Annotated in this window: 23 protein-coding genes; all 23 read right to left on the bottom strand. The window is 32.2% G+C overall.

Features of this window, described 5'->3' with window-relative positions; translation table 11 throughout:
* A partial coding sequence (locus Q0409_RS09095) for an NAD(P)/FAD-dependent oxidoreductase (protein WP_298537325.1) occupies window positions 1-333 on the bottom strand: 333 nt, incomplete at its 3' end.
* Window positions 334-340: 7 nt separating this feature from the next.
* Window positions 341-508: a 4Fe-4S binding protein gene (locus Q0409_RS09090; protein WP_298537316.1), complete on the bottom strand. Its 168-nt coding sequence runs from the start codon at window positions 506-508 to the stop codon at window positions 341-343.
* Between the two features lie 320 nt (window positions 509-828).
* Window positions 829-1434 carry an acyltransferase gene (locus Q0409_RS09085; protein WP_298537314.1) on the bottom strand — a complete coding sequence of 202 codons (606 nt, stop codon included), beginning with the start codon at window positions 1432-1434 and terminating at the stop codon, window positions 829-831.
* Between the two features lie 124 nt (window positions 1435-1558).
* Window positions 1559-1870, bottom strand: coding sequence for a hypothetical protein (locus Q0409_RS09080; RefSeq protein ID WP_298537312.1), 312 nt, complete (start codon window positions 1868-1870; stop codon window positions 1559-1561).
* Window positions 1871-1963: 93 nt separating this feature from the next.
* Complete coding sequence (locus tag Q0409_RS09075; RefSeq protein WP_298537309.1) at window positions 1964-3109, bottom strand: ATPase; 1146 nt, start codon at window positions 3107-3109, stop codon at window positions 1964-1966.
* A gap of 119 nt (window positions 3110-3228) precedes the next feature.
* On the bottom strand, window positions 3229-4647 hold the full coding sequence (argH, locus tag Q0409_RS09070; protein ID WP_298537306.1) for an argininosuccinate lyase: 1419 nt from the start codon (window positions 4645-4647) through the stop codon (window positions 3229-3231).
* Between the two features lie 34 nt (window positions 4648-4681).
* Window positions 4682-5050 (bottom strand): HEPN domain-containing protein, encoded by a 369-nt coding sequence (locus Q0409_RS09065; RefSeq protein WP_298537303.1) that lies wholly within the window; start codon window positions 5048-5050, stop codon window positions 4682-4684.
* Window positions 5043-5348, bottom strand: a complete 306-nt coding sequence (locus Q0409_RS09060; protein WP_295606139.1) for a nucleotidyltransferase domain-containing protein — start codon at window positions 5346-5348, stop codon at window positions 5043-5045. The genes Q0409_RS09065 and Q0409_RS09060 overlap by 8 nt, the downstream gene beginning before the upstream one ends.
* A gap of 208 nt (window positions 5349-5556) precedes the next feature.
* Window positions 5557-5715, bottom strand: a complete 159-nt coding sequence (locus Q0409_RS09055; RefSeq protein ID WP_292777618.1) for a 30S ribosomal protein S27ae — start codon at window positions 5713-5715, stop codon at window positions 5557-5559.
* Window positions 5716-5742: 27 nt separating this feature from the next.
* Entirely contained in the window at window positions 5743-6060 is a 318-nt protein-coding gene (locus Q0409_RS09050; RefSeq protein WP_295606135.1) for a 30S ribosomal protein S24e, read from the bottom strand.
* 57 nt (window positions 6061-6117) lie between these two features.
* Window positions 6118-6621 (bottom strand): GTP-dependent dephospho-CoA kinase family protein, encoded by a 504-nt coding sequence (locus Q0409_RS09045; protein ID WP_298537322.1) that lies wholly within the window; start codon window positions 6619-6621, stop codon window positions 6118-6120.
* 231 nt (window positions 6622-6852) lie between these two features.
* A complete protein-coding gene (gene spt4 / locus Q0409_RS09040) occupies window positions 6853-7032 on the bottom strand; it encodes a transcription elongation factor subunit Spt4 (RefSeq protein ID WP_298537297.1) in 180 nt (59 codons plus the stop codon).
* Window positions 7032-7604 (bottom strand): DNA-directed RNA polymerase, encoded by a 573-nt coding sequence (locus tag Q0409_RS09035; protein WP_298537319.1) that lies wholly within the window; start codon window positions 7602-7604, stop codon window positions 7032-7034. Before Q0409_RS09035 ends, spt4 begins: the two co-directional genes overlap by 1 nt.
* Before the next feature lie 189 nt (window positions 7605-7793).
* Entirely contained in the window at window positions 7794-8198 is a 405-nt protein-coding gene (locus Q0409_RS09030) for a PIN domain-containing protein (protein ID WP_298537294.1), read from the bottom strand.
* A gap of 52 nt (window positions 8199-8250) precedes the next feature.
* On the bottom strand, window positions 8251-9474 hold the full coding sequence (locus Q0409_RS09025; protein ID WP_298537291.1) for a translation initiation factor IF-2 subunit gamma: 1224 nt from the start codon (window positions 9472-9474) through the stop codon (window positions 8251-8253).
* A gap of 387 nt (window positions 9475-9861) precedes the next feature.
* Complete coding sequence (locus Q0409_RS09020) at window positions 9862-10248, bottom strand: 30S ribosomal protein S6e (protein ID WP_292788680.1); 387 nt, start codon at window positions 10246-10248, stop codon at window positions 9862-9864.
* A gap of 146 nt (window positions 10249-10394) precedes the next feature.
* The gene (gene infB / locus Q0409_RS09015; RefSeq protein ID WP_298537288.1) at window positions 10395-12185 is read right to left on the bottom strand and encodes a translation initiation factor IF-2; all 1791 of its coding nucleotides are present in this window, start codon (window positions 12183-12185) and stop codon (window positions 10395-10397) included.
* A gap of 105 nt (window positions 12186-12290) precedes the next feature.
* Window positions 12291-12743 carry a nucleoside-diphosphate kinase gene (gene ndk, locus Q0409_RS09010; RefSeq protein ID WP_295606120.1) on the bottom strand — a complete coding sequence of 151 codons (453 nt, stop codon included), beginning with the start codon at window positions 12741-12743 and terminating at the stop codon, window positions 12291-12293.
* Complete coding sequence (locus Q0409_RS09005) at window positions 12740-12901, bottom strand: 50S ribosomal protein L24e (protein WP_295606118.1); 162 nt, start codon at window positions 12899-12901, stop codon at window positions 12740-12742. Before Q0409_RS09005 ends, ndk begins: the two co-directional genes overlap by 4 nt.
* Window positions 12902-12949: 48 nt before the next feature.
* Window positions 12950-13156 (bottom strand): 30S ribosomal protein S28e, encoded by a 207-nt coding sequence (locus Q0409_RS09000; protein ID WP_292777638.1) that lies wholly within the window; start codon window positions 13154-13156, stop codon window positions 12950-12952.
* Between the two features lie 51 nt (window positions 13157-13207).
* Window positions 13208-13576: a 50S ribosomal protein L7Ae gene (rpl7ae, locus tag Q0409_RS08995; RefSeq protein ID WP_292777681.1), complete on the bottom strand. Its 369-nt coding sequence runs from the start codon at window positions 13574-13576 to the stop codon at window positions 13208-13210.
* 625 nt (window positions 13577-14201) lie between these two features.
* Complete coding sequence (locus tag Q0409_RS08990) at window positions 14202-14399, bottom strand: histone family protein (protein WP_292788330.1); 198 nt, start codon at window positions 14397-14399, stop codon at window positions 14202-14204.
* 343 nt (window positions 14400-14742) lie between these two features.
* Window positions 14743-14996, bottom strand: a 254-nt coding sequence (locus Q0409_RS08985) for a DUF2149 domain-containing protein (RefSeq protein WP_298537283.1), incomplete at its 5' end; no start/stop codon positions are given.

Below are 14996 nucleotides of genomic sequence, written 5' to 3'. Positions count from 1 at the left end.
AGCCAAATGCTTATCGAAGACTTTTCTTTCCAAGATGTAACCTGCTTCCGGCAATTCAACTACATCGTTAGTTAACCATACATCAGTTCCATCTGGAGCGATTAATCTGATACCTTCGATTTCTTGGGTGATCCAATGAGGGTCAGCTTCAAGCTCTAAGATTTCAAAGGTTCTTTTGGAAACACCTTCTGCACATCTTTTAGGAGCACCGATTTCGGATTTTTTATCAATAAGAATTACTTTAGCTCCTCCTTTTGCAGCAAATCTTGCTGCAGTGGAACCAGCAGGTCCAGCACCAATAACTAATACATCAGTTTTAATCATAATAATCAATCCTCGCTTATTCCTCTTCAATTTCTAATGCCGCTAAAGGACAAGCATCTACACAAATTCCACAGTTATTACAGTTATCATCAAAAACTAAAGCAGTTTCCTTTACTTCTATGCAGTTTCTTACACAGACACCTGCGCAACAACCGCAGTAAGAACACCAATCTTTTACAATCATAGTTAAATCTCCATAGTAAATTAAATTAATTAGTATAAAATCATCAATTTATTTTAAAATATTTTAAAACCCAAAAAGCAATAAAAATAATAGTTTTAGAATATTTTAGAATAAATAGTCTTAATACATAACATAAAAATATATATTTTTTATTATATATAACCTTTAGGTTAAAATAAGGAAAAATAAGGAATAAAATAGGAAAAATAGAATTAAAAGTTAATAAAAATAGAAAATAAACTATAAAAAGTTAATAAAATTAACTTAATATAGTATAAAAAATAGTTTTAAAAATAATAAAAAAATAAAAGATTCCAAAATCAAATCATGTTTGGAACTCTAAGTGAAGTAGGCAACGGCTTGATCTTTGCAGGTGTACCAATAGCCAAGTAATAAGGAGGTACACTACGGGTTACTACAGCACCAGCAGCTACAATAGCTCCTTCACCAACTTCAATATTGGATAGGAATGTTGTATTTCCACCAACGGAACATCCCTTTCTAAGTTGAGGTCCTTTCAAATCATATTCAACTCTGACAGGATATCTGTCATTGGTAAAGCAGGCACATGGTCCAATGAATACATTGTCCTCTATGACACTGTTTCTTGGAATGTATACATTTGATTGGATGCTGACATTGTTTCCAATCTCACATCCACCTTCAATGACTGTGTTTGTACCTATCAATACATCATTACCAATAGTAGTATGATCTCTTACAACAACATTATGTCCAGTTTTAAAATCATCTCCAATGATTACATCATTATAGATTACAGTGTTAGACCTTAGCAAGATGTTTTTACCTAAAACAGGGTCTTTACTAAATCTTTTATAATTAACTCCTAATTTGATTCCTTCCCTGATTAGTCTAGGGTCTTTAGAGTCATTATTGTTTCCACGTAAATTTAAAAAACTAGGCATAATATCACCTCTTTTAAAAAGTTCAATGAACTTATAATTTTTACAATGCTAATATATTCAAATAATAGTATGTTTAATAAAGTATAAAAATATAATGATTTAAATTGAATATTTTTTAAAACAATTATAGATTCAATTCCCTCAGTTTCTTATCCAGTTCCTCTTCACTAAGCTCGCCTTCCTCTTCAAGTTCCATTTCCTCATCCAGGATTTCATCTTCACCAGATGCAATCTGTTGAGCCCTAATATTTTCCTCTTCAAGATATTTTTCCTTATTCTCTTCCCAATCAGCCTTGATTTCTGCAATCAAGTCATCATCAGCTTCAATGGCGGGCCCAGTGTAGGAACAATCCTTACATTCCCATTTTGACCAAACCTGTGGAATGATCCAATCTATATTGCTTGAACCGCAACGTGGACAAATAGTTCTTTTCATATTTTCACCTTAATAAAATTAAAAATTATAGAATTATAGAATTTTAGAAATCAATAAAAATATAAAATTCAAAATTAAATTTATTTCAAATTATTAGTCAGTTTTATAAAAACTCCATATCAAGTCCAATGCCTCACCTGGTTCAAGTACACCTGATCTGGTTTCCCTTAAAATTCTTTGAATTGAGTACCTTTTCATGTGCGGAAACTTCTTGTGAACTTCATACAGCAAAGGACATCCGAATCCTTTAAACTTAATTAAATTATAATGGCTAGTCAAGGATTTGTTCTCTAATTTTGATACGGATAATGAAGCAGGTAAGTTGAGTCTAATAACTTTATGATTATTGACTTCTTTATCCACATCACTTGATTCATTTTCACCAATTTCATCAATTTTTACTTCATTTTCATCAAAATTGTAAACTTGTTCAGTTATGCACTGACTTCCAGTTGCCAACATATCTCCAAAAATCACAATAGGGATATCATTCTCCAATGCATATTTGTATAAAGTGTCTTCAATGATTTTTGAACATCTGCCACAAGGGTGGAATCTTCCAGTGAAGGATTCCTCTACCAAATCAGTATAGTCAACTTCAATGTATTCATGAGGAACATCCAATTCACTTACCAACTTGTCAATATTATGCTTGAATTGCTTTGGAAGAACAATTGTTCCAGGGTCAACTGTAATGGCTATTGGATTGAATCCCAATTTCTTAGCCAAAATGAGTGAAAAGCTGCTGTCAGTACCACCAGACAATGCCACAATGGCTGCTGGCTTTTCAGCTTCAAAATATCCATAAGGGCTTTCATCCAAATCCTTGAAATACTTGTAGAAATTGAATGAATATAAATTATCCAATTTAATCTTTAGAATGTCAATTAGATTGTTCAATGCTATAAATGCACCATAATCCAAATTATCCTTGTTTTCGCTTACAAAGGAATTCAGCTTATTCAATGAAAGTTCCATCCTGTACTCCTTTTGAAGGAAATCAGAATAGCTTTCAACATGAATGCTCGCTATTTCAAGCTCTTCTCTCAATCTTCCAACAACCCATCCTCCTTTACCGATAATGGCTGATTTGTCTGGACGGTCATTGGTAATTATCCACATCTCATTAGTGTCCTTGTCATATAGAACTTCCTTAATGTCTATACTGACTTCCTCATGACCTATTTCCTTTCTAATCCTATTGATATGATTTAGAAGAGCATTTACATCATATACCATATTTCCACCATTTAAAAACAAAAATAATAAATCTTAACAATATCTAAGCAATTTATGATAATATTTTAACAATAGTTATAAAATGATTGAAAAAATAAAATAATTGAAATGAAAAACAATTAGATTCCTTGCTTTTCAAATTCATTATCTAAAAATATGTTCATATTGTCAATAGCCAATTGGACCATTTCAGGGGAAGGTCCTCCAGGAACATTTCTTATCTTAACGTTTTCAATTGGATTCAATGCATTGTGAATCAATTCATCATCAAGACCTAATTTTTCAAATCCAAGTTCCTCAGCTACATTGTCTACATAAACTCCGTCAATTTCACTTGGATTTACACCTTCAGCAACTGCCTCATTTACAATTCTACCTACAATCTTATGAGCTGTTCTGAATGGTATCTTTCTTTCCCTTACCATAATGTCTGCCAAATCGGTAGCGGTAGCGAAGTTAGCTCCTGCCAATTCAAGGCATCTTTCTGTATTGAAAGTTACAGTCAAGAGCATATGGTTGACTATCTTTAATGTATCATATGCCACATCACATGCATTCCACAAGTGAGGAGTGATTTCCTGCAAATCCCTGTTGTAAGTGTATGGAATAGCTTTCAATATTGTAAGGATAGTTACAAGTTCACCGTTTACAATAGCGCATTTTGATCTTGCAACTTCTGCAACATCAGGGTTTTTCTTCTGTGGCATGATTGAAGATGTTGATGAGTATTCATCAGCCATTGAAACGATTCCAAACTCGTAAGTGCTCCAAAGAACCAATTCTTCACAGATTTTTGACAAAGTGGTGCATAATGCGCTTAAGTCAAATACTGTCTCTGCAATATGGTCTCTTGATGAAACACCATCCATGGAGTTTTCAAGATAATCATCAAATCCTAATAATTGAGTTGTGAGTTCCCTATCAATTGGAAAACTTGTAGTTGCCATAGCAGCTGAACCTAATGGGTTTAGATTGACTCTCTTATAAGTGTCATCCAATCTTTGGTAATCCCTTTTTAGTGCTTGTGCATGTGCCATCAAGTGATGAGCCAAGGTAACTGGCTGTGCATGCTGCAAGTGAGTGTATCCGATCATGACGGTTTCCTTATGCTCCTTTGCAAGCTCAAGGATACCTTCAATGAATTCAAGGATTCCGATTTGGATTTCAGTTATTCTGTCTCTTAAAAGAAGTCTTATGTCTGTTGCAACTTGGTCATTTCTTGACTTTGCAGTATGCATGAATCCTGCTTCAGGACCTACAAGCTTTGTTACATAGTTTTCTACAGCCATATGAACGTCTTCAACAGAATGGTCAAATTCAAGGGCATCAAAGCCTTCATCACTTAGCTTATCCAATGCTTCAAGGATCTTATCTGCTATTTCTCCATCAATAATTCCTTGTGCCTTAAGCATTGAAGTGTGAGCGTAATTGCATTGAATGTCTGCATCAAAGATAAATCTATCAAATTCCAATGAAGAAGTGTATACTGCAGCTTCATCGGTCATTTCCTTTTCAAGTCTTCCAGTTCTAATTTTCACTCGTATCAACTCATTAAACAATAAATAAAAATAATCATAAGAATTTTTTAGCTTCATTTATAAACTCTTCAGCAAGCCATATATTCTCTTTTGCAGTGTCTAAATCAAAATCATCATAATTTGCATAACTTGCATCTTCTCTAATTGTTCTCGCCCTAGAGAATCTGGATGCCAACTCCCTATCAAATCCTTCATCGAGAACATACTTTTCACCGATTAATGTGATTACCCCATCATGTGTTTTAGGAGTTAAACCTTTCTTTAAAAGTAATGCCCTTGAAATAGAGAACATTGCATAATAGGATAAGGTTACGGAATTTCTATATTTGCCTGCTTCCAAAAGAAGCTTGCTTGATTCCAAATCATCAATTGCAATTTCAATACAAGATTCTATTTCATCCAAGGACAATCCCCTCTTCTTCAATGTTTTTTAATAAGGAAAAATCTTGGATTTTATTTAATTTCTCTTCTGAAAAGACATGGACAGATATGAATTCCTTTTTATCAATAACAACATTGAAAACCTCTTCTCTTATTTTAGGTTCAATCAATTTAGCATAATTTGATACAACTAAAATATCAATATCTGAGTCTTCTGTATCTTCTTCTCTAGCTACAGAACCAAATAAAATTATTTTAGATATATACTCATTATTTATAGCCTTTGCAAAATCACGAGCAATTGCTAAACGGTTATTCATAATTATCACCTTATTATTAATAGTGTATATACATTTTATAAATAATAAATGTTTGTAGCGAAATCTAAAAAATAAACTAAAATAATTAAAAATGTAAAAACAGCTAAGTAAAAATATCTAAAAAATAGACTAAAATAATTAAAAATGTAAAAATAGCTAAGTAAAAAAATAATTAAAAAAAAGTAAAAAAGTAAAGTAAAGAATAAATCTATTCTTTAGCTTTCATTTCAGTGTATCCGCATTTACCGCAAGCGAATCTGTCACCGTGGTCAGCCATGAAGACACCTTCACCACAACGAGGACAGAATGGGTTTTTCCTTACGATTTTGTCTCCTTCTACAGTGTATAAATCTTTTTTATCAGGCATAATAATATCCTCCTAAACATTAATCATTTATTCTTCCGCTTCATCTTCTTCTTCAGCAGGAGCTTCTGGTTCTTTGTTCTTTTCAATGATGCTTGGTTTTTCTACATCAATTAAAGATGATTCTCTACCATACACTTTAGCGTAACCAGTTGCTTTAGGTTCACCGTATCCTGGTTGAATGTTGTCTACAACGATTAATTCTTTTTTAGTGTCAAGCATAGCAACTAATTTGCTTTTGACATCTAAAAGCTTAGGAGTTGGTTCTCCTACATATGAAACATAAAATTTAACTTCAGTTCTATCAAATAAAACGTTTTCTTTCTTTTCAAAAATTTCGATTTCCATTATAAAAACCTCTCATTTTTAGGGTTTGAATTTAATTAATTATAAAATACAATTAAGCTAAGCCATTTCCTTAAAGTAAGTCATAAGCTTAGCAGCTTTGTCTTTTCCATCAGAAACATTTACAAAGACCAATCCCTCGTTAGGTTGTCCGTATAATATAACAGCATCTTCTGGTGCAATCAATAAGCATGGAAGAACTGCAAGATCCTCTTCCCCTTTAACTACAATAATGCGGTTTTCGCTATCTTTCAAAGTTAAAGAAATAGCTTCCTCTATGGTTTCCCATAGATTTTCAGTGATTGTACCGGCAGGATTGTCTGCCTCTAAAATGTTTTCTGTACGAATAATATCATGATTATGATCTTTACGTTGAATACGATGGTCTATGATTCCCAAATCTGGAATCAAATCATTATCAACAAGATTTTTAGTGGTTTGATCACCAACAGAGATTAAGAAATTAGCTTCTTTAATCATAGGAATTGCATCTTCAAATTCGACATACAATTTACCTAATGGCTTTTTGAATTCATCTATTAAATTCTCATCTAACTTAAACAAGTTTTTAACCTCTATCAATAAATCTCCAATAATAATATTTTAAATCAATATTTTAAAATAAGTAAATAAAATATATAGTAAAATAATTATTATACTTTAATATTTATCTAATTTAAGATATATAAAGTTTAGCATAAAAAATGCTCTAAAAATAGAAAAAAATTGATTTTAAAAATAGAAATGATAAATAAAAACTAAAAACAAGAAAAAATAAAAAAAGAGTTAAGAAAATTATCTTACTCTTAAAGCATATTCGCCAGCTTTTGTAATTCCTAATTCACGAGCAACTTCAGACTCTTCAGGATCAGTTACAATTAAAAGACCGCTCCAATTGGATGAAGTAGGGTTTTTACATTCTGGACATTGTTGCTTATCAGTTAATAAATTACAATGTGTACAAGCGTTTACCATTATTCTTCCACCTTAGCATTAGCTTTTTCAATTGCCTTATTCTTTTCAGCTTGAATCCATTCGAATTTACCTAAGTTAGGTTGTCTCATGGTAAGACCAATCTTAGATTCCTTAATGGATTTTCCTTTAAGACTTAAAGTAACTATTCTTGCTCTGATTCTATCTCCTTCAGTTAAGACCTTTTTGGATTCGTTACCTAAAAGAGATGCGTTTTTAGGATCATAGTTAATATAATCATCAGTTACTTGAGAAACGTGAACAAGACCTTCCATAGGACCGATTCTTACGAATGCACCGAATTCGGTAATGTCTGTCACTTCACCTTCAACAATTTCCTGTTGTTCAGGTTTGAAGAATATTGCATTGAATACAACATTATGGTAAGCAGCACCATCACCCATAATGAGCACTCCTTCACCAATTTCCTCAATGCTGACAGCACCGACCATTAAACCTAAATTCTTATCGAGCTGTCCGACGTATTCCTCATTTAAAGTTTCAATAGCTACATCTTCAAGAGGTTCATCAAATCTGTAAGGTGGAATTCTTACAGTTCCCTCAATAGTTGTCATGTAATACAAAATAATCCCTCGTTTTAAGTGAAATTTAAATTTTAATAAATTTGTAATAAAGCTAATTTTTATAAATTTTAAATTTATAAATCAATGAATTAATAAATTTTTTAAGTAAATTATGAATATCAATTAAAAATATAATAATGAAACTATTTAAAGTTACTTATAATGCCAATAAGTTAACCGTTAAATCAGATAACCTTCAACTGCCAGATATTTCCTTTGCCTAAGAATAACTAATGCAATTCCTTTTTTCTTTGCTTTCTTTTTTAGATTTGCATCGTTTGTCGCCAATACATTGGACACTCTAATCAATGCATCATCTACAGATTCACCATCATTTAAAGGAATGTCTCTAATTTCAATTTCGCCGGATTGCGCAATTTTCAAGCCTAATCCCGCAGCTAATCTAACCTTTCCTTTGCTATTCTTTTTAAGGCCATTAAGCTCATTAATAACAAATTTTGCAGTTACCAATTGATAATTAGGCAAAATTCTTTTGAATTCCTCTAGAATATCTACATTGAATTGAAAAGGAATCATAAAAAAGTTAGTATCAATGAATACTTCTCTTTTATCTCCAGATTCCATGTTATCACTGACTAAATTTTAATGAAATTCAATAATCTAAATAATATTTAACTTATTGAATTATACCAAATCCAATTAATCTCCAACGTGCACCAACTCTACGGGATAAAGCTACTCTGTCCCCTTTGTCTGCACATACAGGCAATTTCAATGCAACGCTAACGTTTTTCTTAACTTTGGTCACTACACCAATGGTGGTGGTTGTACCACAGTTAATCATTAAAGGTTCCTTGATTTTAATTGGATCCACTTTTCTTTCATCTTTAGTTCCTACAACACGTTCCAATAGCTCGGTTTTCATATCAAAGCTATGCAATACTTCAGGCAAAGTGCCTTCAGCACCAGCAACGGAACCAGATAATGAATCTGCTTTGGTTAATGCAGGGTCTAATTTAGTAGCTACACCAATAAGTCCTCCAGGACCTACTTCTTCAACAGATTCTCCACCAGCTTCCAATCCAATGATTTCAGAAGTCAAGCTGATCCATTTGTTCTGTTTGCTTTCTTTAATATTAATTCCAGGCCTAATTTCAATCATGTCCCCTAATTTAAGGGTACCTTGAACTAAACTTCCGCCGATTACTCCACCTTTAATCTTTTTAGGGTGGGAACCAGGCTTATTAATATCAAATGATCTAGCTACATGCATTCTAGCAGGTTTGTCTAATTCTTTTTCTGGTGTAATTATCACATCATTGATAGCTTTAATGAGAATATCGATATTAGCTCCTTGTTGAGCAGATACTGGAATGATTGGTGCATCTTCTGCACAGGTACCTTTTACAAATTCCTTGATTTCATTGTAGCTTTCAATAGCTCTTTCTCTAGGAACAATATCTACCTTATTTTGAACTACAACTACATCTTTAACACCGATAACATCAAGCGCCATCAAGTGCTCTTTGGTTTGTGGCTGTGGACATTCCTCGTTAGCTGCAATTACCAATACAGCACCATCCATAATTGCTGCACCGGATAACATGGTAGCCATTAAGGTTTCGTGTCCTGGAGCATCTACAAATGATACTTTTCTAATTACTTCAGTTTCACTTCCACAATGTTCACAAACATCCTTAGTAGTGTAACATAAAGGCTCTTCACAATTAGGACATTTTCTAAATTCAATATCAGCATATCCTAAACGGATTGAAATACCTCTTTTTGTTTCTTCACTGTGAGTATCTGTCCATACACCAGATAATGCTTTAGTAAGTGTTGTCTTTCCGTGATCGACATGGCCCACAAGTCCTATGTTTACATCAGATTGAACTTTCACAGATTACACCTTTAATTTTTTTAAATAAATAATTTGAATTAAATAATAAACATAAATGAATATTAGATAATAATGATAATTAATAATAAATTAACAATTAAATTTATATTAATATTGAATTACACTTATGAATAATCTCACTTTTTAAATTAAAATCATATTTATAATTCAATTTTAATATAAACATGATTTAATGCTTTTAAATAATAAAATATAATAAAAATTTAATTTCAATAATTTCAAATAAAATTATTTTAATTTACTAATAAAAATTTAATTTAATAATTTTAAATAAAAATTATTTAATTTTAGATTCAATGAAAAATTGAAAAATAATAATGAAATGGGAATTTCATTATAAATTTCATTTATCATTTAGTTATCTGATTATTCTTCTGCTTCCTCTTCTTCAGGGTTTAAGATATCAGATATGGATTTGCTACCTGCTTTGGTAACAATAGTGTTAATTAAAACAATATCTTCAGAGATAGTGTTTCCTCTTACGGTTTTTCTTCTTTTAACACCATCGCCTTTAGGTTTGTAGCCTACTCCACCGGTTAAAAGACTTTTGATTCTTCTAGGACCATCAACGTCTTTTTTCATAGCGAATCCGTTTTTGTCACTACCACCAGTGATTTTTAAAGTGTAGCCATCTAAACCAACGATTTGACCATCGAATTCTTCTCCGATTTTTAAACCGTTTAATTGTTTTCCATCATCAACTTCTAATTGATAACTTAATTCTTTTTCAGATACAACAATTTTAAATGCCAATAAAATTCCTCCTTTTATTTTTCGGAATTTAATCTTTCCTAATCTCTAGTATTTATTCTATAATCTTAATATATGTGAAATCATCATCAAATTATATTGTTAAATGAACTTTCCAGAATATTATTGAATATGAACTAATGATTTGATTAATATTCAAAAAGACCGAATTTACCCCAATCTGGTTCTCTTCTACGTTTGATTTCCAAGATTTCATCAAGGGCCATGAATTCGTCTTCATTCAATTTGTCCTTAAACTCTCTTTCCAAGATCTTGTAATGCTTTTCAGGGATGTCTACATATAATGTGTCTCCCTCTTCAAAGTCCTTTCCAGCTACAGCATCGTTGATAGCCATAGCAACCCTTTGACCTCTTGAAATTGCAGTCAAGGTTTCGCCCTTATCTTCCATACTGGCAATGGTACCTACATAATCACCATTTGAATTCATTAAAGCATATCCTTGCTTAACGGTTCCTGCTTCAACTTCAATACCGCAAATGGCAGGTTTGCTTTGCCTGAATATGAGTTTTGGAAGAATCATGAACTTAGCAGGTTTGATGATTGCATCAAGCCATTGCTTTTTCTGAGCCTCTTTTCTCTCTTGGACCCAAGCTTCATAATCTTCAGTGATCTGATAGATTACATCACCTTGGAAGAGCTTAACGCCAGAATTATTTAAATCGTCAAGAGCCTTTGGATGCACCTTTACATTAAATGCAATGATTACACCATGCTCAATGTTTTCATCCTTAGCAATGGATGCATCTATTACATCCCTCTTGTTTACATCACCTATTTCTGCAGACCTAATTGGAATTTCCATTTCCTTAAGCAAATGAACAACCGCTTCAAGGGAACCTAAAGTGTCTGCCTTAACGAATAAACCTTCATCATCAGTATCAACGGTAATGTCCTCCAATTCCTTCAACAATTCCGCTTCAACATCCTCATCCTCATTCAATACTCTAAGAGGAGAGCCTGAAACGACATCATCAAGATTTGGAGCAGCTATCTTGATACCTGCTGCTGCAACAACCTCATCAACCTTCTTGAATTTCTTCTTGGAATCTCTCATCTCTTCAAGAGGGAGAGGCCTTAAGATAGATCTGATTTTGGTTTTCACAACATTGTTTGCATCCATTAAAGCAAGCTCATCACCATCACGGAGCACACCATCATAGATAATGCTATCAACGGTCACTCCAAGACCGGTTTCTTCCTTGACTTCCAATACAGTTCCTTTTGCAGGAGCATCTTCATGGATTTCCAATTGTTCAGTCAAGTATTCCTGAGCAAGACCAAGCAACATTGCAATCAGCTCAATGATACCTTCACCTGATTTTGCACAGATTGGAATGATTGTAATTTGGCTTGCAAAGTCAGTGACTCTGTCGAATCTTTCAGACTGGAATCCTTCCTCATGCAATTTTCCAATGAGCTCGTAGATTTTCAAATCCAAATCGGTTTGCACTCTTGGAGCTTGCTCTTTAAAGCTTTCCATAAAGGAAGCGCCTTCATGGATATCCCATCCAAAGATTCTGTCAATCTTATTTGCTACAACGATAAATGGAGTCTTATACATTTTCAATATATTGATTGCCTCATAGGTTTGAGGCTTGAAACCTTCGTTAATGTCAACAATTAAAATAGCCAAATCCGCTAAAGCCCCACCACGTTTACGAAGTGATGTAAATGCAGCATGCCCAGGAGTGTCTACAAAAAACAATCCAGGAATTGTATCCTTAATTGATAATCTAGCTATAAAATCGCCACATATTTCATTAATTGTATCTATTGGTATTTCAGTAGCTCCGATGTGCTGGGTAATGCCTCCAGCTTCCCTATCAGCTACAGTACTTCCTCTGATATAATCCAAAAGGGTAGTTTTACCATGGTCTACATGACCTAAAACAGATACAATTGGGGATCTAATCTTCATATAACTCCACTCACAACTAAATAATTCAATAATTCAATAAATTTAAACAATAATAATTTTAATTCGATTATAGACAACGAATTGATTTTTTTAAGAAATCTGAATCTATTCGTAAATCCAAGCGTTATCAGACATGGAATAATCACAAATTTCCTCTTCATCGAAGAAAAGAGCAATTTCTCTTTTAGCAGATTCAGGTGCATCAGATGCATGGATAATGTTTCTTCCAGTATCCATACCGAAATCTCCTCTAATGGTTCCGACATCTGCTTCTTTAGGATTGGTTGCTCCTACCATTTTTCTGATTACAGAAATAGCATCGTCCCCTTCAATAACCATGGTTAAAGCTGGAGCGGAAGTGATGTATTCCACTAAACCGTTGAAAAATGGTTTTTCAGAGTGTTCTCCATAATGTTCTTTTGCTAAATCTTCGTCGATTTGTCTTAATTTCATAGCTACGATTTTAAGACCTTTAGCTTCAAAACGGCTTAAAACTTGACCCATTAAACGTCTAGATACCGCATCAGGTTTCATCATTACAAAGCTTCTTTCAATCATTGTTTAACCCATTTAACTTTTCTTGGTACTCTACCAAGTTTGATCATATTTTTTTCACATTTACTACTACAGAAGAAATAGATGGATCCGTCTTTCTTAACGTACATTTTACCGGTACCGTCTTCTATTTCTTTACCACAGAATGAACAAGTTCTCATGTTAAAACACCTTCTTTAAGTAAGATAAGCTCATAATAACCTAGGTTATTAAGGAGTTCTGATCTCCTTAGCTTCTCTGATTGTGTCGAGTAACATTAAAATATCGCCTTCACGTACAGGGCCCATGATATTTCTTGTTAAAATTCTTCCTTTGTCTCTTCCATCGAGAATTCTGCATTTTACTTGCATGATTTCTCCAGTCATACCAGTTCTGTTTAGAACTTCAATAACTTCTGCTGGACTTCCTTCTTCCATATTATCACCTATTAATTATTTTGAAGATATGTATCTTCTAAGGCGCAATACTTATTCTTTAAGTTCTGCAACTTTTTCAACAACTTCTGCTACTAAGTCAGCAGCATCTCCAGCATCTACAATACAAGCGGAAGCAGTTCCAACACTTAAACCAGCAGCTGCACCAACTTTGTCTTTGGTTGCTAAGTATACGTAAGGAATTTCTTTTTCTTCAGCGAGAACAGGAATGTGAGCAACGATTTCAGCAGGGTCAACATCTTCAGCGATAACGACTAAAGCTGCGTTTCCTCTTTCGATAAATTTAGTTACTTCGTTAGTTCCTTTTGCTACTTTACCAGTATTTTGTGCTACTTCTAAAGCTTCTTCTGCTTTGTTAGCGATTTCTTCAGGTGTGTCAAATTTTACATAAATGTTTGCCATATAATTTACCTCCTTTTTCATCTGGCTTTTTGCCATCCATCGGCAAAATAAAATTACTATAAAAATCAGTAAAATAATCAAATATTAATAAAATAATCAATTTTTCCATCAATTATAGATAAAACCTTTTAAATATGATACATAAGATTAAATCAATTTGAAATCTCTTTAAATATAATATCATAATAAAAAGTTAGCTTATAGAAGCTAAAAAATATTCAATTATAATTACAGATTTAAAGTTTTAATCTATAACTCTAAATATTATATCCACATCACTAAATAATAAAGCCTAAAATAAAAGTAAAAAGTTTTTATTCTAGTTTAATATTTTCAATGAATATTATTAGTTTTTAGTAAAATCAGCTAATAATATAAAATTTTTCAATTTAGTATTAATGAAATAAATTCTAGAGAACTAGACATAATAAAATATATTATTTATAGTATATAAATGTTATTAGAAAAATAGGTTTTAAAAGAAAAATAACTAGCAATTTAAGCCAATTATTTAATGATACTTAAAAAAAATAAAAATAAAGAGTTCGTAAAAAGGCGTAAGAAAAAGATAAAAGTAAAAATTACTTAAATCTAGATCCGAATCCGAAAATACTAAACAGCAATCTTATTTGATTGCTAATTTAATGTCTTCAGCTTTTACAGTTTTTCTACCTGCGTGGCGTGCAAAGTTAACTGCTTTTTGAGCAATTTCGTTTCCGTATTCTTCGATTGCTTCAGCTAATTCAGCTTTAGCTGCATCAGCTACTCTTTCAGCACCAGCATTTTTTAATATTCTTCCGATAGGAGCGATTGGTAATTCCATATTTAACACCTCAAATTTTTATAATAATAGTTGTATATTTTTTAATATATAAATATATCGATAAAAATGCTTAAAATTCAAAATCATTTACATATTTCTAGTAAAAATTTATAAAAAATATTAATTATTTTTCAATTCAAATCTTAACAAAAAATATATAAATAATCCAAAATTCATTAAAAAATATTATACAAATAAGAAAAACAATAAAAAATATTGAAAAAATCAAAGATTAAAAGAAAAATATTAAAAAAATCAAAAAAATATCTGATTTAAAAAGAGTTAAGAATTTAAAAAAATAATAAGAAAATGAAAAAAAATAATAAGAAAAATGGAAAATTAATCAATTCTCTATCATTATCAGCTTGCCTGTATTTGAATCCTTGTAGACCTTTCCCAATTCAGCATACCCTTCACCGGAACTTGAGCTTACATCAGGTGTATCATTCAACTGCTTGCCTTGATCTATTTCAGTTACCTGCTTCATGGCATTGATAGCATCCTGCCTTTGATCAGGACTGATATCATCGTTGAACACAATAGCCTGCATGTTCCAGCTTATAACAAGGAAAACCAACAATCCAACTGCAATAACAA

Source organism: uncultured Methanobrevibacter sp., assembly GCF_937898925.1.
GTDB lineage: Archaea > Methanobacteriota > Methanobacteria > Methanobacteriales > Methanobacteriaceae > Methanobrevibacter.
The sequence above is the reverse complement of the archived record's forward strand: the minus strand, read 5'-3'. Positions and strand labels throughout refer to the sequence as shown.

Excerpts from the sequence above, each read along its gene's own strand:
- Q0409_RS09090 (WP_298537316.1), bottom strand. The coding sequence starts at position 508 with ATGATTGTAAAAGATTGGTGTTCTTACTGCGGTTGTTGCGCAGGTGTC.
- Q0409_RS09085 (WP_298537314.1), bottom strand. The coding sequence starts at position 1,434 with ATGCCTAGTTTTTTAAATTTACGTGGAAACAATAATGACTCTAAAGAC.
- Q0409_RS09080 (WP_298537312.1), bottom strand. The coding sequence starts at position 1,870 with ATGAAAAGAACTATTTGTCCACGTTGCGGTTCAAGCAATATAGATTGG.
- Q0409_RS09075 (WP_298537309.1), bottom strand. The coding sequence starts at position 3,109 with ATGGTATATGATGTAAATGCTCTTCTAAATCATATCAATAGGATTAGA.
- Q0409_RS09060 (WP_295606139.1), bottom strand. The coding sequence starts at position 5,348 with ATGAATAACCGTTTAGCAATTGCTCGTGATTTTGCAAAGGCTATAAAT.
- Q0409_RS09055 (WP_292777618.1), bottom strand. The coding sequence starts at position 5,715 with ATGCCTGATAAAAAAGATTTATACACTGTAGAAGGAGACAAAATCGTA.
- Q0409_RS09050 (WP_295606135.1), bottom strand. The coding sequence starts at position 6,060 with ATGGAAATCGAAATTTTTGAAAAGAAAGAAAACGTTTTATTTGATAGA.
- spt4 (WP_298537297.1), bottom strand. The coding sequence starts at position 7,032 with ATGGTAAACGCTTGTACACATTGTAATTTATTAACTGATAAGCAACAA.
- Q0409_RS09035 (WP_298537319.1), bottom strand. The coding sequence starts at position 7,604 with ATGACAACTATTGAGGGAACTGTAAGAATTCCACCTTACAGATTTGAT.
- Q0409_RS09030 (WP_298537294.1), bottom strand. The coding sequence starts at position 8,198 with ATGGAATCTGGAGATAAAAGAGAAGTATTCATTGATACTAACTTTTTT.
- infB (WP_298537288.1), bottom strand. The coding sequence starts at position 12,185 with ATGAAGATTAGATCCCCAATTGTATCTGTTTTAGGTCATGTAGACCAT.
- ndk (WP_295606120.1), bottom strand. The coding sequence starts at position 12,743 with ATGATTGAAAGAAGCTTTGTAATGATGAAACCTGATGCGGTATCTAGA.
- Q0409_RS09005 (WP_295606118.1), bottom strand. The coding sequence starts at position 12,901 with ATGAGAACTTGTTCATTCTGTGGTAAAGAAATAGAAGACGGTACCGGT.
- Q0409_RS09000 (WP_292777638.1), bottom strand. The coding sequence starts at position 13,156 with ATGGAAGAAGGAAGTCCAGCAGAAGTTATTGAAGTTCTAAACAGAACT.
- rpl7ae (WP_292777681.1), bottom strand. The coding sequence starts at position 13,576 with ATGGCAAACATTTATGTAAAATTTGACACACCTGAAGAAATCGCTAAC.
- Q0409_RS08990 (WP_292788330.1), bottom strand. The coding sequence starts at position 14,399 with ATGGAATTACCAATCGCTCCTATCGGAAGAATATTAAAAAATGCTGGT.